Genomic DNA, 24,899 nt, shown 5'->3' on the forward strand with positions numbered 1-24,899 from the left:
GTTCCAACCCAAGCACCTTATCGTAAAAGTGGAAGGCATCTTTACGATAGGGTGTTTTTTTGCATGTGTAACTTTAGGATATTTTAACGAACTCGACATTATTCTTGGGAATATGACATTTGGAACGTGTTAATTTTATATAGTGCCTATTTCTGTACAAATTTAAATCATTCTAACGAATAGACTCGAGAAAGGAGTCAAATGATGAAATTAAAAAAAATCCACAAAAATGAACAGGACGAGCCTTGGCCCTCTAGCAAACCAATATTATGTATCGGGGGGGCCAATCTGGATCGTAAAATCATGATTAAAGGTACATTTCAGCTTCATACCTCCAATCCGAGCAGTACAAGGCTGCAATCTTGCGGTGGGGTAGCACGAAATGTAGCCGAAAATTTAGGGAGGTTGAGTCAGCGGGTCAGCCTGCTAACTGCGGTTGGGGACGATGCGGAAGGTGAATTTATTATCGAGCAGTCCAGCCGTTACATGCATGTGGTTCCTCTGCAAGTCAAAGGTGAACCGTCAACTGGGGTTTATACTGCCTTGCTGAACGAGCGTGGTGAACTGATTGTAGCGACAGCAGAAATGGAGATTTATGATCAGATTCGTCCTTCAGTAATTTTTGAAAATGCTCCTTTAATCGCCTCGTCCCGACTGGTTCTGCTGGACACTAATTTCTCTATGAACGTAATTGCGGCCACCATACATGTCTGCCATGAGCATCGGGTTCCGATTGTCGTTTCTTCGGTATCAGCCTCCAAGATGAGAAAGCTTCCCCGAAATTTGCATGGGGTGGAATGGCTGGTATGTAAACCGGTGGAGGCTGAAGCCTATTTGGGGCTAGAACTTACAGATGATCAGCATATGTTGGATGCCACCCGGATTTTTCACAAACTTGGGGTTCAAAATGTCATTTTTATCTGCGGTGCTGATCGTGTTTTGTACGCCTCTCAGGATGGAACTCATGGACAAATTCCTATGCATCCTGTTCAAGAGGTCATTGATGTCACAGGCGCAGATGATGCTTTTATTGCCGGGATGATTTATGGTATTACCCAAGGTTATCCTATGGAGCAAGTGTGCCAATTTGGAATTAGCTGTGTCGACTTGACCCTGCAAACGGATCGGACGGTTTCAGAGACCCTTTCTATGAATAAACTCCATTCTAGGTTTCAGGAGCTGTATGGCACACATTCGCAAAATTTTGTGTTTTTCAAGGGCGTGTATTTTAAAAAGAAAGATACATAAGTAATCAAGAGAACTCTACCCTACAACAACGCGTATTTGGAGCTTCACGTACGTAATGGCCTCAATTATTGAATTTGTAAAAGGAGCATGTTGTCTGATGGACAGTGTGAAATACGTAATTGTTTTTCTGCCACTGTGCCTCCTTTATTTGCTTTTAAAGGGAGGTTCTTTGGTAGTAGGTTTACTCTATCGATTGATCTATTCCATGCGGCCCTTACATGCAGGACAGGATAACGAGTTTCGTGCTGTGCAGCACGCTAAACGTATTATCGTGATCGGCTCGCCGGGAAGCGGTAAGACTTTTTTGGCCAAACGTCTTTCCATGTGGACTCAATTGCCGTATATCTCTTTGGATGATTTGTATTGGGGCCCGGAGTGGAAGCGGAGCACTGACAAACAATTTCTCAAACAGCTGGGTGAAGTGCTCCAAAGGGAAGAGTGGATCATCGAAGGGAATTATCATGAGCGTTATTTTACCGAGCGACTCCAGCGCGCCGATACGATCATTGTAATGGATGTTAGTACGCTTGAAGCAATAACAGGCGTTATCACACGTTCGCTCAACCGTTTTCTGTTTTCCAAGGAGCTACCTAAAGGAGTAAAGGAGGAAGCAGTTCGTATTTGGGATATTTCGCCTCGCTTTGTCCGCTTTGTTCTGGGTTTTCGCAGGCGTATTCGTCCTAAAATCTGGCCGCTCATTATGCAATATGGTAACCAACGGAATTTGATTATTTTGAAATCTAAATATCGTTCATGTCCCTGGACAGCTCCAGATAGACGATTATCTCCTTGACTAGAACTTACGTTTCGTGTAAAGTGGTGAAAATTGTAATATATAGGAATAGTGTAGACCAAGGATCAAAGGTTCAATACCCGCTGTACAGAGAAGAAACTCATGGGCTGAAAGGTTTCTCGCCGCGAATGAACGTTTACCTGCCTTGCGAGCTGTAGCGGTTTGTAAGATAAACCGTTACCGGCTAGACGCCGTTATCTGATGAAGGACCGTTCCGTGTATGGTTACGGTCAAATTAAGGGTGGTACACGACACATTCGTCCCTGACGGATGTGTCTTTTTGCGTACATTTTATCGTCCATACAAGGAGGTAGCTACACATGCGCCAAAGCCAATTATTACTGACAACCTTGCGTGAAGCACCCGCAGAGGCCGAAGTGATCAGTCATCAGCTTATGCTGCGGGGAGGATTTATCCGCCAACTGGCGGCTGGAATGTACACCTACATGCCACTGGGCAGACGGGTGCTCAGAAAAGTAGAGCAAATCGTACGGGATGAAATGGATCGCGTAGGGGCTGGGGAACTGCTGATGCCTGTATTGCAGCCAACGGAGCTGTGGCAAGAATCAGGGAGATACGATGTTTACGGTCCTGAGCTGATGCGTTTGCAAGATCGGCATGATCGGGAGTTTGCTTTGGGGCCTACACATGAAGAGGTCATTACGTCTTTAATACGAAATGAAGTGAATTCTTATCGCAAATTGCCTGTAACCCTGTATCAAATTCAAACCAAATTTCGGGATGAACGACGTCCTCGATTTGGCCTGCTTCGCAGCAGAGAATTCTTAATGAAGGATGCCTATTCGTTTGATGCACATTGGGAAGGACTAGATCATACCTATTGGATCATGTTCCAGGCATATCATCGTATTTTCACCCGCTGTGGTCTAAATTTTCGTGCTGTAGAAGCAGATGCGGGTGCCATTGGTGGCGAAGGTGAAACCCATGAATTTATGGCTCTAGCTGATATTGGAGAGGACACAATTGTAGCATGTACCTGCTGTGAATATGCAGCTAATCTTGAAAAAGCCGTGGCGCGGTCGACGGGGGAAATAGAAATAGCCCCAGTCTCAGATGAAAATGAACATGTCAGCCATCCTTCTTTCGATACAGCTAAAATGGAAAAATTCCATACTCCAGGTCTGCGCACAATAGATCAACTGGTTGAATCGCTTCACATAGAACCTGAAGAAATCATCAAAACACTGATTTATATGGCTGACGATCAACCTGTTGCTATAGTTGTCAGGGGTGATCATGAGGTCAACGAAGTGAAAGTTAAACATATTTTAGGTAGTGAAAAATTCGAAATAGCAAGTTCAGACACCGTATCAAGGCGACTGGAACCCCCTCGGGGTTCATAGGCCCATGCGGATTGACGATCCCTGTGTGGGTAGATTACGCCGTTGTCCAAATGTCCAGCGGTATCGCGGGCGCGAACGAGCTGGATTATCATTATCGACATGTGAATCCAAGACGCGATATAGATCTTCGGCATGTAGCTGACTTGCGGAATGTCATAGAAGGGGATAGATGTCCTCGATGTGACGAAGGGGAATTGAAACTTCATCGTGGGATTGAGATCGGACACGTATTTAAACTAGGCACCAAATATAGTGAGAAGCTGGGTGCGACTTTTCTGGATGCTTCCGGAACTGAGCAAGCGATGATTATGGGCTGCTATGGCATTGGCGTATCCCGGATCCTTTCTGCCATTGTAGAGCAAAATCACGATCAGAACGGAATGATATGGCCTTATGCGCTGGCCCCATTTCAAGTTCAAATTATTCCGATTTCTGTGAAAGACACGCTTCAGATGCAAATAGCCGAGAAATTATACAACCAGCTGCAGGATCGTGGCGTGGAGGTGCTGCTGGATGATCGGGAGGAACGGCCCGGGGTTAAATTCAAAGACTCCGATTTAGTAGGTATTCCCGTGCGCATCGTCGTTGGTAAAGATGCCGAACACGGGAAAGTAGAGTTAGTGGAACGAAAAAGCTGCAACAAAGAGACGATTCATATCGAAGATGTAGAGAGACGAATATTGGAACTACACTAAGCATCTGTATCCCGTAGAATATGACCTTCTCCAAGTGTAATCTCATGAAAGTCCGCCATCTGACGTGCCTGAAACCGGATGGGCTTGTCCCGACCAATCATAATGATATTTTGAATGTCGGCAGCGCCTTCCGAGGGGAGCGAGAAAGTTGTGACATAGGCGAATTCTTCACGCAACGTTGTGTGAATGGCATTGATCAGGTGGTCGTGTTCACTTTTGCCCATTAAATTCATGATCAGGGAGCCTTCGGAATCCAGTTTTTCTTTGGTCATCTTGAAAAATTCCCAGGATATTAAATGCAAGGGTGTACCCTGCTCCGTGAAGGCGTCCAAAATAATATAGTCATAAGCATCCGGCGCTTCCTTCTCCAGAATGCGTCGTCCATCGCCAACAGTCACATTATCCTGATCGTATCCAAAGAATGTTCGGCTGAACTCTACGACTTGTGCATCCAGCTCGGCAATCTTAAAGCGTTTATCTGTAAAATGACCCGCTATTGTACCTATACCGTGCCCAATAACAAATACATCTTCAAATGACGGATCGTTCAGCTCCATGAGATGGATGATTGCTCTCGGATATTCGAACACAATGCGTTGCGGATGATTCAAGTCCACCGCGCCTTGGACGGCTGTATTTGAAAACTGCATTACTCGAAATAATCCCTTTTCACCATACAGCTCAGTGGTTTCGTATACTGTGATTTCATGATTATGGCTCAACTTTTTGTACAAGACATCCAAGTGAATGATCTCCTTCAAGTCAGACTTCCTCCTCATCTTAGAGATTGATAGGGGGATTGTCCATAGATGAGGAGAATTGAATGTTCACATTTCCAAGCATCCCTAATTAGGTAGAATTGTTTATTTTTCCATAACGGAGTTGTTTGAACTTGTTCGTATGTCCTTTAGGAGATATAATATACAAGGATATAATGAAGTTCGTTGTGTATATTCATACAGGAAGAGAGCGGGATATTATGGGACGTAAGTGGAATAACATTAAAGAAAAGAAGGCATCCAAGGATGCTAATACGAGTCGTATATATGCTAAATTTGGCGTGGAAATTTATGTGGCAGCCAAACAGGGCGAACCTGATCCTGAATCCAATCGGGTATTAAGAGTCGTTTTAGAACGTGCAAAAACGTACAATGTACCCAAAGCAATCATTGACCGTGCTATTGAAAAAGCAAAAGGTGCTGGCGATGAAAACTACGTAGAGCTTCGTTATGAAGGTTTTGGACCGAACGGTTCCATGGTCATTGTAGATGCACTGACCAATAACGTTAACCGTACAGCATCAGATGTGCGTTCTGCTTTTACTAAAAATGGCGGTAGCTTAGGCGTGAGTGGATCTGTAGCCTACATGTTTGATTCAACAGCAGTTATTGGTCTGGTGGGTAAAACCGCAGATGAAGTGCTGGAGCTGCTGATGGAGGCAGATGTAGAGGTACGTGACATCATTGAAGAAGATGAAGCCGTCATCGTATATGCAGAACCTGATCAATTCCATGCTGTGCAGGAAGCTTTCAAACAAGCAGGAGTGACTGAGTTTACCGTTGCGGAGCTCACCATGCTTGCCCAAAATGATATTTCTCTTCCAGAAGATGCACAGGTTCAATTCGATAAATTGATTGATGCATTAGAAGATTTGGAGGATGTTCAGCAGGTTTACCACAATGTAGACTCTGAGGAATAGTCTTTGTTAGTTAGTTTATAAAAACACCGTATTCCGATACGGTGTTTTTTTTGTATAGTCATCACCGGACCTCAGTCGCTAATCTTTGGCGGAGTGGCTGAGATTATCGGGAAAGTAACAGGCCAACCGATTCAGCATATCTCGTTGTCTGATGAAGAGTTGGAAGTGGGAATGGTTCACGCTGGAATGCCTGAAGAGTATGCAGATATGTTGGCGGGATTGGATAGAAGGATACGTGAAAATGGAAGTAATAATGAAGGGGGCAATTGAATCAACCCGTCATATTCAAAAAGAAGGTTCACTAATCTAGTGGCGAGCGTGATACCGTTCCCGGTTATTTCTTTTTAGGGTCATAAGAATAACCAGGATATTTGACGACGGGCCATTTTACCTTTCGTAAGTTAGAGATCACATCAGTACCTACATGTAAATTACTCTGAACCAGTTCTGTTGGCGTGAGAGCCATCCATTGATTCAAGGAAACATCTGCAAAACGGTCACTTTTAAACATTTCAAGAAACCATAGTGAGCTAGAGCCAGTATTTTGAATATAATGACCGTAAGCAAAAGGCACATATCCGACATCTCCGGCTCTAAAATCAAATGTGCGGGCCGCGCCATTACCACCAAAGACAGTCATCCTTCCTTGCCCTGTCAGATAGTATTGCCATTCGTCATTATTGGGGTGCCAGTGCATTTCTCGCATGGCTCCGGGCTCAATCTCAACAAGGGCGGCTGCGATGGTTTTGGAAATCGGAAAATTGGAGGAGTCAACGATTCGTACGCTTCCGCCCGGCGTTTTGATTGGGGGCTGGGCTAGTAATTCATGCTTGAAGGATTGGGGCAATGTCCCGTAAGGAGAGGGAACCGCTTGGCTTTGGATTGAACCGGGAACGGAATCCTGATAGATGTATACTTGATCTTGAGGAATCGCTGCAAAATCAGCTTCTGGTACACCAAAATTTGCAGAAAGTACGTCTTTGGGAGTATGTGCGAACCAATCCGAGATGGATAGGGTGTTCAGATCGGAGAAACTGCCATCATCAAAAACCAGCAAAAATTCGCACCCATCCTCAAGCCCCTGTATAGAGTGCGGAATGCCAGGAGGAAAATACCAGAGATCCCCGGGACCCACATCAGCAATAAAATTACGTCCATTTTGGTCAACTGCCGTAATGCGAGCACTTCCCAACAGCATATATGACCATTCCGCCTGCTGATGCCAGTGAAGCTCACGTACACCACCCGGTGTTAAACTCATATTCACCCCGGCAAGGGTTGTAGCAATAGGTAATTCCCTTACTGTTACTTCTCTTGACCACCCACCATGATTAAGCTGCATATGAGCATCAGAAAAAGAAAATCTCATATTCGGAATGAGACCATTGTCCGTTACGGGGGGAACCAGCATATCAGGATTCTGTAGATCCCTCATCACATCACGTGGACCCTTGTCGATACCCCCAGCACCATCACTTCTGATGGGTTGGGGGATTCTTGCATTTTTCGGGCAATCATTATGCATCATTAGATCTTCCTCTCCAGGTTGAAGCTTGATGAAGTATGGGATAAGAGAAAATACGCATAAAGATTTTATGATCATGTGGTGAGTTTTATGCTGTATGCGTCAGATCTGTAAACTGTGCCTGAATGATTAGAGCTAAATCGTGTGGACTCAACTCCAGTTGGGTCCCAATTTTCCCACCGCTCACAACGATGGCTTCCAGTTCCAATGCAGGCTGGTCGATAAAAGTGGGGTAGAGCTTTTTCATTCCTATGGGGGAGCAGCCACCGCGAATATATCCCGTATACTTTTGCAAATCCTTAACTGGAAGCATTTCAATTTTTTTCTCTCCCGCGGATTTGGCTGCTTTTTTGAGATCAAGCTCTTTATGTACAGGAATCACAAAAACAAACAGATTTTGTTTGCCATGTGCAACCAAAGTTTTGAAAACCATTTCCGGGGCTCTCTCGATTTTCTCAGCCACATTCATCCCGTCTATTTTTCCGTCTTGATGATCATAACTCAAAATATTGTATTGTATATGTTGCCCGTCCAATATGCGCATGGCGTTTGTTTTGCTGGCACTCATCTTATTTCTTCCTTTCTTTAGAGTTTTTCCAAGTGATCCACATAATCCTTTGCATCCTTAAGGGAAAGATCCTTAGCGGTTCTCAGCTCTTTTATGGCTTGAATCTTTTTACCTTCCCTAATTAGCAGGAGCAACCTTTCATTGATATCTTCTGAAGCTCCTGCATCTAGAATATGTGGAGGAGTGGCAGCGATGGTACCTGACAGCGATGCGCCTTGTATTCCTGAACGATTTTCAAGACGCTCCACGTCGGATTTCAAGTCATTAAGCCGAGATTGAAGGCTGTAGACCTTAATTAAAAGTATGACGGAGAGGAGCAACGCGATTATTGCTATATACTCAATAGCTGACAACAGAATCCCCCCAATTTCACTTAGTTTCATCGCAAAGATGCCGCACTAAAAATTTGATTCTTATTTCTAGTATAGCATGATGATCGAAGAGAAGAGGAAAATGTGTACAAATTGACTTTTTGCAGGCAGAGCGTTATATTACAACTTATTATAAACCTTTTAATAAATACTGGAAAAGGAGTGTATTCAAATACAACCAGTCTCCAATAATACCATTCGGGTTAAACAAATTAATGTAGAGTTAGTTAAAAACACACTGAAATCCAAGGAATATGCAACCAAGTCATCCATAGCCAGTATCACAGGTCTTAGTGTGGCAACTTGCGGAAATATTTTGAATGAGCTTCTTCAAACCGGGGAAGTATTAGAGACGGAATTGGAAGAGTCGAATGGCGGACGTCCGGCTAGACGTTACAAATATAACGCTGACTATTCTTATATTATCTGTTTAAATGTGAAAACGGAAGGCGGTATACATTCTCTTACTTATGCTGTTGCCAATTTGCTTGGTGATATCATCATCGAGAATACTTCCAATGTGCCTCATATTGATTATGAGGTCATAGAAACCCAAATTGGAGAGCTGATTAATAACTATGGAAACGTCAAAGCCATTGGGATTGGCATCCCCGGGGTTGTTCATCAAGGGATTATCGATGTTTGTGATCTCGACCTGCTCATAGGAGTCCCTGTAGGTCCACGGCTTCAAGATAAATACGGATTAGAAGTTACCATTGAAAATGATATGCATTTGACAGTCTACGGATTTTATAACATGCAGAATTATGATGAGGATAAAACCTTTGCTATTGTTACGTTTCCCAAAGACAATTTCCCCGGCGCGGGTTTTATTGTCGATGGACATTTGTTAAAAGGAAATACCAAATTTGCTGGGGAGGTTTCCTTCTTACCCTTTGATTTAACAAGAGAGGAACAGCTTAAACAGTTAAATAGCACAGAGGGATTTGTTCCTTTGGCGATCAAAACGATAACTTCCATTATTGCGATCATAGACCCTGTATCTATCGCTTTGACTGGAGAGTTATCCAAGCCGACTCTGTTGGACGATATTTATAACGGCTGTCTAAAAGATGTACCCAAAGAACATATGCCCGAGATTTTTGTGAAAAATGATACGCATGATGAATACATGCGTGGGTTGATTTCGGTGACCCTTGAAAGTCTGACGTACAATTTGCAATTGGTGGAGAAAAGGAAATAGGGCATCGTTTAATAAAGCATGAGAGGATGAGATTAATGACTCAAAAATCGATTGCATGGACTACAGGGACATGGACTAATCACCCTGTATCATCCATAGAAGAAGATCAGTTCCTTAAAGTTGAAACCAGAGAAGGAAGCGACTACTGGGAAAAAACTTTGTATGGATTTGAACGCAGTAGCGGACATTCCCTGCTTACAGACTGGGAAGAAGGCTCTGCCATCGAAGTCACGTTTCAATTAGGCTCATTTACGGAGCTCTACGATCAGGCCGGTATAATGCTGTATCAAGGACAGCAAAAGTGGATTAAAGCCGGAATCGAATTAAATGATGGAATTCCTCAACTGGCAGTCGTAGTCACGGATGGCTATTCCGATTGGTCATTAGCTCCTGTACCTGATTGGGTAGGGAAAAATGTGACGATTCGTGCTTCACAGCTACAGGATGCAGTTATCATTAGAGCCCGAACCGAAAATCAAAGCTGGCGCACCGTACGTGTAGCACGTTTTCCTTATGAAACGGGACAACAGGCGGGTCCTTTTGCCTGCGCGCCGACTCGAGCCGGTTTTCAGGTTATCTTTACTCGCTGGGTAAGCACTGAACCAGATAGAGACATTCATGTAGATCCGCCATTTGAAGAATAGCCATTTTACTCAATAATAGAAGAGTTATAAATATGGGGGTAATTATTGGAGATAATACAATTATAAGCTCTGGAAGTTTTTAAAATAATACTTGACATGAAACGCGTTACAAACCTTAAGATTCAGTTAGAAGTACTTTATAACACATTAGCATAGAGGTAACGTATTTCTATCCTAGTTAATGAAAAACATCAGCAAAGGCGGAGAAAATATGAGTACACAGTTTCCAAAAGATTTCCTGTGGGGCGGAGCAGTTGCTGCTAATCAGCTCGAAGGCGCTTATCAAGAAGATGGAAAAGGCTGGTCCATTCAGGATGTAACTCCTCGTGGTGGCTGGGGGCCCGTTACGGATGTACCAACAGAAGATAACATGAAGTTGATCGGTATTGATTTTTATCATCATTATAAAGAAGATATCAAACTTTTTGCAGAAATGGGCTTCAAAGTATTCCGTACTTCTATCGCATGGTCACGTATTTTCCCTAAAGGTGACGAACTGGAGCCTAACGAAAAAGGCTTGCAATTTTATGATGATTTGTTTGATGAACTTCACAAATATGGAATTGAGCCACTCGTTACATTATCTCACTATGAAACACCTTTACATTTGTCCAGAGAATACGATGGTTGGGTAAACCGTAAGCTTGTTGATTTTTATGAGCGCTATGCTACAACTGTATTTAATCGCTACAAAGATAAAGTTAAATACTGGTTGACTTTCAATGAAATCAACTCCATTCTTGAAGCACCATTCATGAGTGGAGGAATTAGCACACCAAAAGATCAACTTAGTGAACAAGATCTTTATCAAGCTATTCACCATGAGCTTGTAGCGAGTGCAAGAGCAGTAAAAATCGGTCATCAGATCAACCCTGATTTCAAAATTGGCTGTATGGTGCTGAGCATGCCTACTTATCCGCTGACACCTAATCCGGACGATGTGATTGCTGCGATGGAATTTGATCACAGAAACATGGCATTTGCCGATATTCACGCAAGAGGTCAATACCCAGGTTACATGAAACGTTTCTTTAAAGAAAACGGAATTTCTATTCACTTTGAACCAGGTGATGCCGAAGATTTGAAGCATACCGTTGATTTTATCTCGTTCAGCTATTATATGAGTACTTGTGAGACAGCTGACGAAGCTAAAAAAGTCAAAGGTAAAGGTAACATCCTTGGTGGTGTCAGCAATCCGCATCTCGAGGCAAGTGAGTGGGGCTGGCAAATTGATCCGCAAGGTCTGCGTTATGTCCTGAATACGTTCTATGATCGCTTCCAAAAACCACTGTTCATCGTTGAAAATGGCCTGGGCGCCGTTGATGAACTGATCACGAATGAAAAAGGCGAAAAAACGGTTGAAGATGACTACCGGATCAACTACCTGAATGATCATTTGGTTCAAGTTGGAGAAGCTATTGAGGACGGAGTAGAGGTTTTGGGCTACACGTCTTGGGGATGTATTGACCTTGTCAGCGCATCGACCGCTCAGCTTAAAAAACGTTATGGCTACATTTACGTAGACCGTCATGATGATGGCAGCGGTACACTTGAAAGATATCCGAAGAAATCGTTCCATTGGTACAAAGAAGTTATTGCTACGAACGGTGAAAGCTTGAAACGTTAATTTATAAATAAACCAGTGATTAAGTATTAAATTTACAATGAAGGCTTATAGATAGCGACCGCTTCTTCTCTTTTACGAAGCGGTCGCTAATTTTTTAGGGGTATTAGCAACCGGGTTACAAGCTGAGGACGAAAGAGCTTTCATGAATGATTCGTAAGCGTTATTTATTGGTAATTGATGATAAATAGATTGGACAAAAATTAATTACTGAGATATATTGAGACTTATTAAAACGTTAATAATAACGATGTTAAAAATTGAGTCCAGTATAAATTAATGATGAGGGCTGCAGAAGGAGGAAAATAATGAAGATTGAGCATGTAGCGATCTGGGTGAGAGACTTAGAAAAGATGAAAAGCTTTTACGAGCAATATTTTGATGGAAAATCTAACGATAAATATTATAACGCTACAAAAGGATTTGAGTCCTATTTTATCACCTTTGAGGATGGAGCAAGGTTAGAGGTAATGCGTAAAACGGGAGTAGATCATTCACCACAGATAAATATTACGGGCTGGGCTCATGTGGCATTTTCCGTTGGAAGTAAAGCACGGGTGAATGAAAAGACAGAGCAGCTCATGCATGCAGGATATGAAGTTGTGGGTCAGCCAAGATTGACAGGTGACGGCTATTATGAAAGCGTAATTAAAGATCCAGAAGGTAATTTGGTGGAAATTTCAATGTGAGTAGCTTTCCAGTTCTGAAGAGTGAGCATGTGGAATCCTACAATGAAGCTTTAAAAGAAATCTGAATTCTGTATCTAAATAAGCAAAGCGAGGATGGACATGACAGAAAAAGAAAGATCACAACTAGGACTCCTATACAATGCTAATTATGATGAAGAGTTAATTGAAGAACGTTTACACGCTAAAGTTCTCTGCCACGAATATAATCAGCTCCATCCTAGAAATATCGAAGAACGAGAAACACTCATCAAAACTTTACTTGGGAAAACAACTGATAGATTCTTGATTGAGCAACCTTTCGTATGTGATTATGGCTATAACATTGAAATCGGTGAAAATTTCTATAGTAACCATAATCTAGTTTTGCTTGATGGGGCAAAAATCGTTTTTGGTGATCATGTGTTTGTTGCTCCTAACTGCGGATTTTATACTGCGGGTCATGCTCTTGATGTAGAACAACGTAATGAGGGATTGGAGATTGCATTTCCAATTACAGTCGGCAATAATGTGTGGATCGGTGGTAATGTCAGCGTTCTGCCTGGTGTTACTATAGGCGATAACTCCATTATCGGTGCAGGAAGTGTTGTTACCAAAGATATCCCTTCTGGTGTGATTGCTGCTGGAAACCCTTGCACGGTAATCCGTAAAATCACCGAAGATGATAAGACCAAGTACAAAAGGAACTAATAATAAACTACAGCTCACTCGGAGCTGTAGTTTATTTTCTTAAAAGAGTATTATCAAACGAGAGAAAATTTTTGCACAGATTTGTTCAGGGAATAATGCAATAATGTACTTAAGTGGAATGTTTTTTAGCCTATTCAGAAAGGAAAGAACAATCATGAAATTGATGTTTATTTCAGATATTCACGGCTCGCTGCACTGGTTGCAATTGGCACTGGAAAAGTTCAGGGAGGAGAAAGCCGATCGTCTTGTCTTGCTCGGAGATTATATGTACCACGGACCACGTAATCCGTTACCAGAAGGGTATAATCCGGCAGAAGTGGCCGCTCTGCTGAATAAGTACAAGTCCCACATTGCGGTTTCTGTGCGCGGGAATTGCGATGCAGAGGTGGATCAGATGCTACTTGAGTTTCCTATGATGGGTGATTATGCTTGGCTGTATCATGAAGGACGGAGAATCTATGTCACGCACGGACATGGCTTTAGTATCGGAAATTTACCACCACTGGAAGCGGGAGATGTGTTCATCCAGGGACATACTCATATTCCGGTAGCGGATGTGGAAAAGGGGGTCTTTATACTGAACCCCGGTTCGATCTCGCTGCCAAAAGATAACTATCCATCCTCTTACGGTGTGCTGGAGGGAGCACATTTCACTGTGAAGGATTTTGATGGGAATACGGTGAAAGCAATCACGTTTTCAAAGTAATTTACTCAAATGTGATTGTAAATTATTAAAACTTTTCCGCTTCGATTGAGACAAAGATCATATTATTGTATGATAGGAGCGGAGTCTACATTATGAAAAAGAAAGAGAGCTTCATTACATGCAAATTAAGGATTCACATTATAAGATGCCGCCTGAATGGGCGCCACATGAACGCACGTATATTTCTTGGCCTGTAAAATCTTCAATGGTTTACCCGAATATGCATGCTGATGTATGCAAGGGCTATGCCGGAATTGTACGCGCCATGGCGGAATTTGAACCAGTTACTGTGGTCGTAAATCCGGATGATCTGGAGAGCGTTAAGGCGCTTGAACTTGGGGAACGTGTAGAACTGCTGCCGATTGAACACAGCGATGCGTGGCTGCGTGACAATGGCCCTACTTTTCTCACAGACGAGCATGGTCAGCTGGCAGGTGTAAACTGGAAGTTTAACGCCTGGGGTGGTAAATACGCTCCATGGGACCTGGATGATCAGGTTGCGTCGCGAATTTTGGACAAACTTGGAGTTCCACGGTTTGATGCACCGCTTGTGATGGAAGGCGGCTCACTGCACGTAGATGGCGAAGGCACACTGATTACAACCGAAGAGTGTTTGCTCAATTCCAACCGAAATCCGGAATTAAGCAGAGAAGAAATTGAACGGTATGTATGTGAGTATACAGGTGTAGAGAAAATAATTTGGCTAAAACGTGGTCTTAGTGGCGACGAAACAGATGGCCATGTGGACAATATTGCTTGCTTTGCAGCTCCTGGCAAGGTCATTATGCAAGTATGTGATGATCCTGAGGATGAAAATTACGAAATCACGCAGGAAAATCTGCGTATTCTGGAGCAAGCAACGGATGCCCAAGGCCGTAAGCTGGAAGTGATTCGGATCGGTCAGCCGCCGCGTGTGGATTATGAAGACAGCCGATTGACACTGAGCTATATTAACTTCTACTTTGTGAATGGCGGTATCATTTTGCCAGTGTTTGGCGGCACTGCCGCTGAGAGCGATCTTGCAGCTGAGCAAGTGCTGGCAAATGTATTTCCAGATCGCACCATTCGGACTGTAGACGGTATGGCGGTCATCCGTGAAGGCGGTAACGTACACTGTACGACCCAGCAGATGCCTGCTTTAAAGCGTTGAACGATACAACATCTAAAAGGAGGACTAAAGTGAGAAAAGTAAAAGTGGCAGCGACTCAAATGAGCTGCTCTACCAATATCGAAGAAAATATAAGCAAAGCAGAGAAGCTAGTACGTGAAGCGGCTGCGCAGGGCGCACAAATTATTTTGCTGCAGGAGTTGTTCGAGACTCCATATTTCTGTCAGAAGGAAAAGTCTGATTATTATTCATATGCAACTGAGCTGGAGCACAACAAGGCGGTTAACCATTTTAAGAAGATCGCCAAAGAATTACAGGTTGTACTGCCCATCAGTTTTTATGAAAAGAAAAACTACGCGCGCTACAACAGTCTTGCTGTCATTGACGCAGACGGTGAAGTGTTGGGTAAATACCGCAAAAGCCATATTCCGGACGGTCCTGGGTATGAGGAAAAATTTTATTTTAATCCGGGCGATACCGGTTTTAAAGTATGGAATACACGTTATGCCAAAATTGGGGTAGGCGTGTGCTGGGATCAATGGTACCCTGAGGCGGCCCGCTGTATGGCGCTTATGGGCGCAGAACTTTTGTTCTATCCGACAGCTATTGGCTCGGAACCGCAGGATTCTGCCATTGATTCCAAAGATCACTGGCAGACTTGCATGCTGGGTCATGCTGCTTCCAATCTGATCCCAGTCATTGCTTCCAATCGGATCGGAACTGAAACAGACGAGGACTCCAGTATTACATTCTACGGTTCATCCTTTATTGCCGGGCATCAAGGTAACAAGATCGCAGAAGCGGGTCGTACCGATGAGGAAGTGCTTACTGCTGAATTTGACCTGGATGAGCTGGAAGTAGGACGGATTGAATGGGGCATTTTCCGTGACCGTCGTCCTGAACTGTACAATATGATTGCCACCTATGATGGTGATCTAAAAGTATAATCTTTATACGGATAGACAAGTCTCCCTTGACGTCAAGCTGAGGTGTTTCCTTTCTTTGGACTCATCCGGCTTTTCGGGCAGGGGATTTTTGGTTTCTGAATGGAATACTTCTAGTGATGGATAGGAGGAAGGAAAATAGAAATGAGGCGTAAGGGTATAGACCAATCGCTCGCACAGTTCACAACTTCGACAGAAGAAGATCCAGAGTGGGAATACTCGCATGAAAGAGATATGGCTATTCTGGGATTGTGGGACAAATACACATTATCTGCTCAGCGTTTATGTGAACGAATGGCTATCGAAACCCACCAAATCAGACCTTCTGAGTATGATCCGTTCCCAACTCAGTTTGAATGGCTGAAACAGGAAGAAACAGGCTTGATTATTGATGGAATATGGTCAGCTGATTTGCATGGTGATCATTGTCTGTTTATGAATATTGGGGAGCATCACCCAGAACGGCATACATCTATTGAGGCTTATATTTACGATACCCAGGTGATCGACGAAGGATTTTTTCTTAAATATCTGAACACCTCTCCTAAAGCCAACGCCTACGTACCTTTATTCAGAAAAAATGGATATGCCGCAATGTGTGGGCTGCTGGACAAATATGTTAGGGAAGGGATTTTGGAGCGTGTACCCAACGGTTTCAAAAGAACGGATCGGTAGATGGTCCGGAATATAAGCATGATTTTTCACACTAAAGGAACATTTCTCATAGGATTGTTCCTTTTTATGTCTAAATCCAGTTAATCTATAGACTGAAACTATGATTTGATACATAAAATAGCATTAGAATTTATGGATTAGATGATATAAAATCAAGTCATAAGGAATGATCGTACTCAATAACATCTCGATATTCCCAAAAGTGAAAAAAATCACATATAAGAATGCTTTAATGGAAGCTTGAACATGAAATTTGTAAACTCGCAAGGAGGAAGAACAATGAACCACTATCCTGCTATCTTTGAACCTCTAACCATACGACGCATGACCTTGAAAAATCGGATTGTTATGCCCCCGATGGGAACTAACTTTGCTGCCATGGACGGAAGCTTTGTTCAGGATCATATTGACTATTACGTGCAACGGGCCAAAGGTGGTACCGGCTTGATAACAGTAGAAAATGTTTGTCTGGATTTCCCGATGGGTACAAACGGAACAACCCAGTTGCGTATGGATAACGACCAGTTTATTCCCGGACTGTTTAGATTAACAGAAGCCCTGCACTCTTATGGAGCCTGTGTTTCTGTACAAATTAACCATGCGGGTGCTTCGGCTTATGCGGGACGACTGAACGGAGTTCAGCCTGTATCTTCTTCGAATATTCCTTCTAAAAAGGGCGGAGCTATTCCAAGACCTCTGCAAAAAGAAGAAATTTACGCCATTGTGCGCAAATACGGAGAAGCAGCGGGAAGAGCGCAACGAGCAGGATTTGACTGTGTTGAAATTCATGCGGGACACTCCTACTTGCTGAGTCAGTTTCTTTCACCGATGTATAATAAACGCACGGATGAATTTGGCGGAAGCGCAGAAAACCGTACTCGTTTTGCCAGATTAGTCATTGATGAAATTCGTTCAGTGGTCGGCCCATTTTTCCCTATTTGCTTACGTTTTAGCGCGGAAGAGTTCACAGAAGGTGGGAACACACTGGAAGACACACTCGAGTTATTGGAGTATCTTAATGATGAGGTAGATATTCTGAACGTTTCTGCTGCTCTGAATGATTCGATCCAGTTCCAGATTGACGGGATGAACCTGCCGGATGGTTGGCGCTCATATATGGCTAAAGCGGTAAAAGAAAAATTCGGGAAGGTCACGATGACCTCAGGTAATATTCGGAGCCCACAGGCTGCGCAGGATATTTTGGAGAGAGGTGACGCTGATCTGCTGGCTATGGGTAGAGGGTTGATTGCAGAACCGAACTGGGTGCTTAAAGTGCAAAACGGCTACGAACATTTGCTTAGAAAATGTATCTCTTGCAACATTGGTTGTGCCGATCATCGTATCTCCAAAAGTAAACCGATTTGCTGTACGGTAAATCCGGATCTGTTCAAGGAAGCTGAATACCGGAAACAACGTGTTAAAAATAATGTTCAGGTTGTTGTTATTGGTGGGGGCACTGCTGGCATGGAAGCAGCATGTACGGCAGCTGAAGTAGGCTGCAAAGTAACCCTCTTTGAGGAGAAACTAGAGTTGGGCGGCTTGGCTCGTGATATTGCCCGCTTGCCGGACAAAACACGTATCAATGATTTCCCTGATTATCTGATTCAACGCACCAAACAGTTAACCAATCTGAACATTGTAACAGGGACCCGAGCCGATTTGGCGATGATTAGTGCCCTGAATCCTGATATTATTGTCAATGCGACGGGGGCCACACCACTTCTTCCGCCAATTGCAGGTTTACATGAGCAACTGGGCAAACCGGGCACAAAAGTGTTCTCTATCTTTGATCTTTTGCACAACATGGAGAAATTCCAGGAGTTTGAAGGTAAACGCATTGCTGTAGTTGGTGGCGGAGCTGTGGGACTGGATGTTGTCGAATATTACGCAGAGCGTGGGGCACAAGAGGTTTCCATCATTGAGATGATGCCGCTACTGGGTAAAGACCTGGATATGATTACTCGCATTTCTATGATGAAAATGGTAGAGGAGCGGGAAGTGAACGTCCATACGGAAACAGCTTTGACAGAAGTGTGCAGCGACCGCTTCAAAGTAAAGCATGGAGAACAGGAGTTTGAGATTCCTTTTGATCTTGGATTCGTATGCTTGGGTATGCGTTCGTACAGTCCGCTGATGGACAGCTTGCTCGAATATGGTAAAGAACATCAAGTAGAAGTTATTAATATCGGGGATAGTAAACAAGCTCGTCGTATTATTGATGGCACACGTGAAGGTCGCAATATTTTGAAAACCATTCAACGGGTAGACGAATTTAAACATGAGTTTTCTTATTCTTACTAATTTGACAATACAAGTGATGGGTGTTCACGATGGCAACCCAGTGAATATTGAGGTTGAAGAGACGACTTGTCTTTTCAGCCTTTTTTATTTGAGTTTTTCCTGGAAGAAGATTGATTCCTCTGTCATTTCAAAGGTAAACTATGGAAAGCAAATATAGTAAGTAAGGCTATCTTAACGTGGGGGGATGAGCGTGAATCGACTCTTTAGTGAAATACCGGGTGCCAGCATGTGGAGCAGCGTGGAAGAGATTCATAAAGGCTGGTCTAGTGACAAAAAATATTATATTCAAACCACTGACGGTAGGGACTTGCTGCTAAGAATGTCGGATATGGTTCATTATGATAAAAAGAAACGCGAGTTTGAAGCTGTAACAAAGTTGAATCACGTGGAGAATCTGTTCATGTCCCGGCCGCTTGAATTTGGGATTTGTCATGATGGTCAATCTGTGTATTCTCTGTTCACCTGGATCGAAGGGAAAGATGCTGAAGAGATTATCCTCACGTTAACCGCAGCACAACAGTATCAACTCGGAGTTCAGGCAGGAGATGCACTAAAAAAAATGCATGAGATTCATGCGGAGCAAGATCGAGTCCCATGGGCTGAACATTATAATGCCAAAATCAACAGATATATTACAAACTATAAGTCATGCGGTATTCCCCTAAAGGGAGCAGATCAAGCCATAAGCTTTATTGAGAAAAACCGCCATCTATTAGAAAATCGTCCCCAGACTTTTCAGCATGGGGATTATCATGTAGGCAATATGGTGGTTAACCCATCTGGTGAACTGGGTATCATTGATTTTAATAGAATGGATTATGGTGATCCTTGGGAGGAATTCAATAGAATTACCTGGTGTGCAGCATTAAGTCCTTTATTCGCTTCGGGCCGTATCCACAGTTATTTTAATAACCATGTACCTGATTTATTTTTTAGATTAATGGCTCTGTATATTGCAAGCAATCAGCTTTCATCGATTCACTGGGCCATTCCATTTGGCAAAGAAGAGGTAGACGATATGGTGCAACGAGCTGAAGAGGTTTTGGAGGCGTATAATTACTTTCAAACCTATATACCGAAATGGTACGTGCCCAGTTACAGCGACTTGTAAAAGCGAAGACCGCCGCTCCTGGGGAGTGACGGTCTTTTTTTTAGCATTCTATTATTGTTTCTTAATCTTGTACGTAAATTCCCAAACGGCTTGATGACCTGAATAACGTCCACGGTTTTCAGTAACCGTCACTCTTAACTTAACGGTAGAACCTTTAGCAGAAACCGAGGAGACCTTTACATTCTTGGTGGCTTCGCCTTCATCAGGAATTTTGTCTTGTTCCTCAGCGTACGCATACAGCTTTATGCTACCATTCGATTTGACCTTCACCTTCACGCTGTTACCTTCACTAATGGATTGATCTGCCACCTGGGCAGCAATGGCCCATTCGTTGCCTACGTGATCGTTGGATACCAAGGTTGCTTGTTGAAACGTAACGATATACGTTGATGTTGCCGAAGCTGCGAGTGCGTACGTTCCGTTGAATATTAAGGATACCACTACCAATAGAATAGCTGATGCTTTCGTCCATACTCTATTCATTCGCCTGTCTCCTTCAGTTGGATATATTGAGGAAATTCCCTCTATTCTAATTATCGTTTGCATCAAACAGAATTGTTAATGGTTGGTAAAAAAAGAATTTGACTTCTTATTGCATCACTTGTGATCTAACATGATTATGACTTGAATTTATTTAGTAGAGAAAGGGAAGGGAAAATCTGATGAAAAAAATATATAGCGAACAAGAACTCATAGATATGACTATTAAACAGCTTGAACAAACTTCAATATATGAAGACCAGTATGAGCAATATGTAAGACGACCTTTCCGTACGGATTTTTATGATGATCTGAGCCCGTATGTGCAAGTGGGCAAGCGGGGTTATACGCTCCAGATGTATGAAAGAGGCATACAGATGCTGAACAAGCTTACGAAAGAGGAAGAGGATGTGATTTATTGGATCATCGAAGATACAATTCACATCATTGCTCATCTAAATTTGCTTCGCAAATATAAAGTGGATAACATAAATACTCATTTAAAATATACCAAGGAAATCACGAAGGAGCTGACAACTGCAATGAACAAAGCATTTTATGAAATTGGAGGAATCTATCAGGAATGGCATGAAGCGAATAGAAGGGGAGCACTGGAGAACCCATTAAAGTAAAACAAAAAAATAAAGAAACAGTTGACAATCACTAATATAAAATTTACAATTTTATATTAGTGATAATGATTATCAATATCACTAATTTTAAGTATGTTTTGCACTTACTATATTTCAAAGGAGATTTACAACATGCATCGTATGATGAACAAGAAATTTCACATGATTTTATGTGCACTATTCGTAGTGATTTTTGTTATTTCAGGTTGTGGGAATGCTGGCAGTTCCTCTGATTCATCTGCTAAACCCGCGTCGCCCACGAAGGAAGAGGTAAGCAGTGATTCTGATACGCGTACAGTCTCTACGGTAAAAGGAGATGTGAAGGTGCCCGCTAATCCTCAACGGGTAGTAGTGAACTGGTATGTTGGCGATGTATTTACACTAGGGATTAAGCCGGCCGCAGTCATGGGGTGGAAACAAGAAACGATGCCTTTTTACGATAAGTTTAACGACATCCCCAATATCGAAAAGTGGGAAACTGAGGAAATTATGAAGTATGATCCTGATCTCATCATTACATATGATACAAAGGATTATGATAAGCTCTCTAAAATTGCGCCTGTTCTTGTGATACCTGAGGATAAAATGACCTCCCTAGAACGTTTGAAATTTCTTGGTCAGGCCACAGGACATGAAGCAGAAGCAGACAAAGTGATTTCACTGTTTGAAAGCAAGCTGAGTCAGGCCAAAGAAAAACTAAATTCCGACATATTCAAGGACAAAACGTTTAGCATTTTCGAGGACTGGGGCAGTGGCTCCTATGGAATTTATTATGAAACAGGCTCACGTGGAGGAACGTTGCTTTACAATTATCTTGGACTTCACAAACCGGAAAAGCTCAACACATTGGTTAAAAGCTCCGGAGAGCGTCGAGGTTCTTTATCCTACGAGGTAGCTGCTGAATACTTTGGAGATTATGTCCTTTGGTTTAAGCAGGAAGGCAAGGAATCCGAATATGCGAAGACAAAAATCTGGAGCAGTATTCCAGCCGTTAAAAACGGACATATCATCGAAATTCCAGCGGAATATGCAGGACTGTTCTATTATTCGGACGTTGCTAGTATGACGGGGCAGCTAGATTATATTATTAGCAAATTGCTGGAACAGACTAAGTAACGTTGCATAATTGACCAACTAAGGGTGTAATCGATGTCTACTCACAAAGAACCAAATAAAAAAGGAATATTTCATTTTATAGGCTATATGATCATGGGCGTGTTCCTGCTCCTGGTGGTTACCGCAGCATCTATTACCTTTGGTGCTGCGGAAATGAGCTTGAAGCTGGCGTGGGGGGCTATATTTCAGTTTGATCCCAACATTACGGAACATCAGATTATTCACACCTTGCGTTTTCCACGTACCGTGGCAGATATCATAGTAGGGTGCAGCTTGGCTGTGTGTGGGGCAATTATGCAGGGAACCACTCGTAATCCACTAGCGGATTCGGGACTCATTGGCATAAGTTCAGGCTCGACATTTGCTATTGCGTTATGTATGGCCTTTTTGCCTGGTCGCACTTACGGAGAAACCATGCTGTATTCTTGCCTAGGTGCAGCAATCACTACAGGCATTACGTATTACATCGCATCTATAGGCAAGCGAGGAATGACGCCTCAGCGACTGGTGTTAGCAGGAATGTCCATCTCCATGCTTTTTGGTGCGTTTAGTACGTTTATCGCTATTAAGTATGAGATTGGCCAAGCCCTTGATTACTGGTCTGCTGGTGGTACAGCCAGTGCCAAGTGGGGCGAATTAGCTTTTATTGCGCCACTGTTTGTAGTGGGTTTGGTCTGTGCCATCGCGCTTTCTCCCTCGATTACGATTTTGAGCTTCGGGGAGGATGTGGCATCAGGCTTGGGTATTCGTGCGAATAGGATTAAGCTGTTTTCAACCTTAATTGTATTAATTTTAACAGGGTTATCGGTTATTGTGGTCGGCCCTGTTGGCTTCGTTGGTTTGATCGTGCCACACATTATGCGCCATCTGGTCGGAACGGATTATCGGTATATTATCCCGGCCTCAGCTTTGTATGGAGCAGTCTTTCTGTTGGCGGCAGATTTACTCGGACGACTGATCAATCGCCCTCACGAAACACCTCTTGGCATTATTTTTGCCTTGGTGGGCGTACCCTATTTTCTCTACCTTGTGCGCAAGCAGAGGAGGGAGTTTAGTTGAAACTGTCCCGTAATACCAGGGGGATTAGCATTATTTTACTGTTAGTAGTGCTGACGCTGCTAGTGGCTGTACTCAGTATGAATGTTGGGAAAATGAACCTTTCTCCACTCGAAGTTTTCAAGGTCATCATTGGCGAAGGAACGAGCAAACAGAACCTGATCGTGTTTGACTTTCGACTGCCACGTATTGTGCTTTCTATATTGGTAGGTATTGGCATGGGGATATCAGGCTGTATTATGCAAAGCTTGCTCAAAAACGACATGGCCAGCCCGGGGACGCTCGGCATCAGCTCAGGCTCAGGGTTATTTGTACTTATGTATATTACGTTGTTCGCTAGTGAAGGATTGCTATCGCCTATTCTTCTTCCAGGACTGGCTTTTGCAGGCGGCCTTACGGCAGCATTTTTGATTTTTATGTTTGCTTTCAGGCGGGGAAGAGACATCTCGCCTACAGGCTTAATTTTAACCGGTGTCGCTATGGGCAGTGGCTACAGCGCATTATCTCTGATGTTGACACTCCGGCTAGACAAGCAACAGTATGACTTTGCTCTGAGATGGCAGGCTGGAGACCTGTGGGGGGACGACTGGAGCTATATTATGGTGCTGCTCCCGTGGGTGCTTATCATTTGCTTTTACGTTTTTTACAGGTCGAACACACTCAATACGTTGAATTTGGGGAATCAGACAGCATCGGGGCTCGGCGTAGCAATTAAAAGAGAGTTTATCGGCTTGACGATTGCTGCCGTTGCGCTCGCTTCTGGTAGCGTGGCACTTGGCGGAAATTTCTTTTTTGTAGGCATGGTCAGTCCCCATCTAGCACGCAAGCTAGTAGGACCCAATCATAAGCTATTGCTACCTACGACGGCATTAGTTGGTGCACTCGTCATTTTGATTGCTGACACACTTACTCGGACGATTAGTTTTGGAGCTGATATTCCAACCGGAATTATTATCACCATACTGGTTACCCCTTATTTCCTTTACTTGCTGTCGAAAGCCAGTTAAATGCATAATGAAAAGACGCTAACCCATGTCCATGCAAAATATGGCTGGGTTAACGTCTTTTTTATTGTTCTTTGGGCGATTCTTCATTGTCATAACTCAATTGCCATTCAATTCCAAACTTATCTTTAAGGCTACCGTAGCATTTGCTCCAGAATGTTTCTTGAAGCTCCATGTTTACGGTCCCCCCTTCTTTTAACTTATGAAAGTACGATCGAATTTTCTCTTCGTCCTTATTGACGATGGCGAGGCTGATGTTGTTTCCGGCTACGAAAGGCATACCAGGAAAAACGTCTGAAAACATGACATTACTACCATCAATTTGAAGCCGCGTGTGCATGACCAAATTTTTGGCTTCTTCTGGTAGAGGATAATCGGGATTGGGTGGTGCTTCACCGAACGTCATGATATGTGGTTTCTCAGTCCCAAATGCCTCTGCGTAATACTCCGCTGCTTCGCGACAGTTTCCATTAAAGTTAAGATAAACATCAACAGACATGTGTTTCACTCCTTTATGGCTGATTTTTTACTTGCAAATTCTCACCTATCATTATTAGCCTGTGCAGAAGCAAAAATACCAAGTGTTCATGGACTTTCTAACGTGTAGCCGTTGAGGGGGATGTTAGCGTCTTTTTTAGGGATTAGAATTAAACTA

Annotated in this window: 25 protein-coding genes and 1 pseudogene; 20 read left to right on the forward strand and 6 right to left on the reverse strand. The window is 43.1% G+C overall.

Translation table 11 applies throughout. The features are described 5' to 3' along the window. Positions 1 to 204: 204 nt before the first annotated feature. From NSQ58_RS25300 to NSQ58_RS25310, 3 genes and pseudogenes are all read left to right on the forward strand, one after another. Positions 205 to 1,248 (forward strand): carbohydrate kinase family protein, encoded by a 1,044-nt coding sequence (locus NSQ58_RS25300; protein WP_023988477.1) that lies wholly within the window; start codon positions 205 to 207, stop codon positions 1,246 to 1,248. Positions 1,249 to 1,345: 97 nt separating this feature from the next. Continuing rightward, positions 1,346 to 2,041 carry an adenylate kinase gene (locus NSQ58_RS25305; protein ID WP_028541375.1) on the forward strand — a complete coding sequence of 232 codons (696 nt, stop codon included), beginning with the start codon at positions 1,346 to 1,348 and terminating at the stop codon, positions 2,039 to 2,041. A gap of 320 nt (positions 2,042 to 2,361) precedes the next feature. Then, positions 2,362 to 4,100 (forward strand): annotated as a pseudogene (locus NSQ58_RS25310) (proline--tRNA ligase). On the opposite strand, the gene NSQ58_RS25315 reads toward NSQ58_RS25310, so the two are convergent. Next, positions 4,097 to 4,861, reverse strand: coding sequence for a spermidine synthase (locus NSQ58_RS25315; RefSeq protein WP_028541373.1), 765 nt, complete (start codon positions 4,859 to 4,861; stop codon positions 4,097 to 4,099). The pseudogene NSQ58_RS25310 and the gene NSQ58_RS25315 overlap by 4 nt on opposite strands. 218 nt (positions 4,862 to 5,079) lie before the next feature. Here NSQ58_RS25315 and NSQ58_RS25320 point away from each other — a divergent pair, with 218 nt between their 5' ends. Together NSQ58_RS25320 and NSQ58_RS25325 are read left to right on the forward strand one after the other, a co-directional pair. Continuing rightward, on the forward strand, positions 5,080 to 5,799 hold the full coding sequence (locus NSQ58_RS25320) for a YebC/PmpR family DNA-binding transcriptional regulator (RefSeq protein WP_013310214.1): 720 nt from the start codon (positions 5,080 to 5,082) through the stop codon (positions 5,797 to 5,799). Positions 5,800 to 5,892: 93 nt separating this feature from the next. Next, positions 5,893 to 6,069 (forward strand): hypothetical protein, encoded by a 177-nt coding sequence (locus tag NSQ58_RS25325; RefSeq protein ID WP_226887860.1) that lies wholly within the window; start codon positions 5,893 to 5,895, stop codon positions 6,067 to 6,069. Positions 6,070 to 6,133: 64 nt separating this feature from the next. Here the strand turns inward: NSQ58_RS25325 and NSQ58_RS25330 are convergent, their stop codons facing one another. The 3 genes from NSQ58_RS25330 to NSQ58_RS25340 form a co-directional block, all read right to left on the reverse strand. Further along, positions 6,134 to 7,324: an oxalate decarboxylase family bicupin gene (locus tag NSQ58_RS25330; RefSeq protein WP_053325374.1), complete on the reverse strand. Its 1,191-nt coding sequence runs from the start codon at positions 7,322 to 7,324 to the stop codon at positions 6,134 to 6,136. Between the two features lie 88 nt (positions 7,325 to 7,412). Beyond that, entirely contained in the window at positions 7,413 to 7,892 is a 480-nt protein-coding gene (ybaK, locus tag NSQ58_RS25335; RefSeq protein ID WP_023988482.1) for a Cys-tRNA(Pro) deacylase, read from the reverse strand. A gap of 17 nt (positions 7,893 to 7,909) precedes the next feature. Beyond that, entirely contained in the window at positions 7,910 to 8,275 is a 366-nt protein-coding gene (locus NSQ58_RS25340) for a ribosomal protein L7/L12 (protein WP_068938727.1), read from the reverse strand. 283 nt (positions 8,276 to 8,558) lie between these two features. On the opposite strand from NSQ58_RS25340, the gene NSQ58_RS25345 reads away from it, so the two are divergent. The 11 genes from NSQ58_RS25345 (at position 8,559) to NSQ58_RS25395 (ending at position 19,956) form a co-directional block, all read left to right on the forward strand. Then, the gene (locus tag NSQ58_RS25345) at positions 8,559 to 9,467 is read left to right on the forward strand and encodes an ROK family protein (RefSeq protein WP_025721092.1); all 909 of its coding nucleotides are present in this window, start codon (positions 8,559 to 8,561) and stop codon (positions 9,465 to 9,467) included. Between the two features lie 35 nt (positions 9,468 to 9,502). Further along, positions 9,503 to 10,111, forward strand: a complete 609-nt coding sequence (locus NSQ58_RS25350) for a DUF1349 domain-containing protein (protein WP_013310225.1) — start codon at positions 9,503 to 9,505, stop codon at positions 10,109 to 10,111. A gap of 211 nt (positions 10,112 to 10,322) precedes the next feature. Next, positions 10,323 to 11,738, forward strand: coding sequence for a glycoside hydrolase family 1 protein (locus tag NSQ58_RS25355; protein ID WP_071559638.1), 1,416 nt, complete (start codon positions 10,323 to 10,325; stop codon positions 11,736 to 11,738). A gap of 305 nt (positions 11,739 to 12,043) precedes the next feature. Continuing rightward, positions 12,044 to 12,424 carry a VOC family protein gene (locus tag NSQ58_RS25360; protein WP_023988486.1) on the forward strand — a complete coding sequence of 127 codons (381 nt, stop codon included), beginning with the start codon at positions 12,044 to 12,046 and terminating at the stop codon, positions 12,422 to 12,424. 99 nt (positions 12,425 to 12,523) lie between these two features. After that, positions 12,524 to 13,111, forward strand: a complete 588-nt coding sequence (locus tag NSQ58_RS25365) for a sugar O-acetyltransferase (protein WP_023988487.1) — start codon at positions 12,524 to 12,526, stop codon at positions 13,109 to 13,111. Positions 13,112 to 13,265: 154 nt separating this feature from the next. After that, the gene (gene yfcE, locus NSQ58_RS25370) at positions 13,266 to 13,817 is read left to right on the forward strand and encodes a phosphodiesterase (RefSeq protein WP_076160914.1); all 552 of its coding nucleotides are present in this window, start codon (positions 13,266 to 13,268) and stop codon (positions 13,815 to 13,817) included. A gap of 118 nt (positions 13,818 to 13,935) precedes the next feature. Continuing rightward, positions 13,936 to 14,967, forward strand: a complete 1,032-nt coding sequence (locus tag NSQ58_RS25375; protein ID WP_023988489.1) for an agmatine deiminase family protein — start codon at positions 13,936 to 13,938, stop codon at positions 14,965 to 14,967. Positions 14,968 to 14,996: 29 nt separating this feature from the next. Beyond that, positions 14,997 to 15,872, forward strand: a complete 876-nt coding sequence (gene aguB / locus NSQ58_RS25380; RefSeq protein WP_025721082.1) for an N-carbamoylputrescine amidase — start codon at positions 14,997 to 14,999, stop codon at positions 15,870 to 15,872. 141 nt (positions 15,873 to 16,013) lie between these two features. Continuing rightward, positions 16,014 to 16,544 (forward strand): hypothetical protein, encoded by a 531-nt coding sequence (locus NSQ58_RS25385; RefSeq protein WP_341058424.1) that lies wholly within the window; start codon positions 16,014 to 16,016, stop codon positions 16,542 to 16,544. 279 nt (positions 16,545 to 16,823) lie between these two features. Beyond that, positions 16,824 to 18,845: an NAD(P)/FAD-dependent oxidoreductase gene (locus NSQ58_RS25390; RefSeq protein WP_341058426.1), complete on the forward strand. Its 2,022-nt coding sequence runs from the start codon at positions 16,824 to 16,826 to the stop codon at positions 18,843 to 18,845. Positions 18,846 to 19,035: 190 nt separating this feature from the next. Then, positions 19,036 to 19,956, forward strand: a complete 921-nt coding sequence (locus tag NSQ58_RS25395) for an aminoglycoside phosphotransferase family protein (protein ID WP_075154170.1) — start codon at positions 19,036 to 19,038, stop codon at positions 19,954 to 19,956. 51 nt (positions 19,957 to 20,007) lie between these two features. On the opposite strand, the gene NSQ58_RS25400 is transcribed toward NSQ58_RS25395, so the two are convergent. Then, positions 20,008 to 20,439 carry a hypothetical protein gene (locus NSQ58_RS25400; protein ID WP_028541367.1) on the reverse strand — a complete coding sequence of 144 codons (432 nt, stop codon included), beginning with the start codon at positions 20,437 to 20,439 and terminating at the stop codon, positions 20,008 to 20,010. Between the two features lie 179 nt (positions 20,440 to 20,618). Here NSQ58_RS25400 and NSQ58_RS25405 point away from each other — a divergent pair, with 179 nt between their 5' ends. The 4 genes from NSQ58_RS25405 to NSQ58_RS25420 all read left to right on the forward strand — a co-directional run bounded on the left by NSQ58_RS25405 (position 20,619) and on the right by NSQ58_RS25420 (position 24,247). Then, positions 20,619 to 21,068: an Imm63 family immunity protein gene (locus tag NSQ58_RS25405; protein WP_028541366.1), complete on the forward strand. Its 450-nt coding sequence runs from the start codon at positions 20,619 to 20,621 to the stop codon at positions 21,066 to 21,068. A 132-nt stretch (positions 21,069 to 21,200) separates the two neighbouring features. Further along, positions 21,201 to 22,184 (forward strand): ABC transporter substrate-binding protein, encoded by a 984-nt coding sequence (locus NSQ58_RS25410; protein WP_316243662.1) that lies wholly within the window; start codon positions 21,201 to 21,203, stop codon positions 22,182 to 22,184. 33 nt (positions 22,185 to 22,217) lie between these two features. Further along, the gene (locus NSQ58_RS25415) at positions 22,218 to 23,243 is read left to right on the forward strand and encodes a FecCD family ABC transporter permease (protein WP_025721067.1); all 1,026 of its coding nucleotides are present in this window, start codon (positions 22,218 to 22,220) and stop codon (positions 23,241 to 23,243) included. After that, positions 23,240 to 24,247: a FecCD family ABC transporter permease gene (locus NSQ58_RS25420; RefSeq protein ID WP_023988496.1), complete on the forward strand. Its 1,008-nt coding sequence runs from the start codon at positions 23,240 to 23,242 to the stop codon at positions 24,245 to 24,247. Before NSQ58_RS25415 ends, NSQ58_RS25420 begins: the two co-directional genes overlap by 4 nt. 61 nt (positions 24,248 to 24,308) lie before the next feature. On the opposite strand, the gene NSQ58_RS25425 is transcribed toward NSQ58_RS25420, so the two are convergent. Continuing rightward, positions 24,309 to 24,743, reverse strand: coding sequence for a VOC family protein (locus NSQ58_RS25425; protein ID WP_279835996.1), 435 nt, complete (start codon positions 24,741 to 24,743; stop codon positions 24,309 to 24,311). Positions 24,744 to 24,899: the final 156 nt, after the last annotated feature.

The organism is Paenibacillus sp. FSL M7-0134 (genome assembly GCF_038007865.1).
GTDB classification, from domain to species: Bacteria; Bacillota; Bacilli; order Paenibacillales; family Paenibacillaceae; genus Paenibacillus; species Paenibacillus polymyxa_B.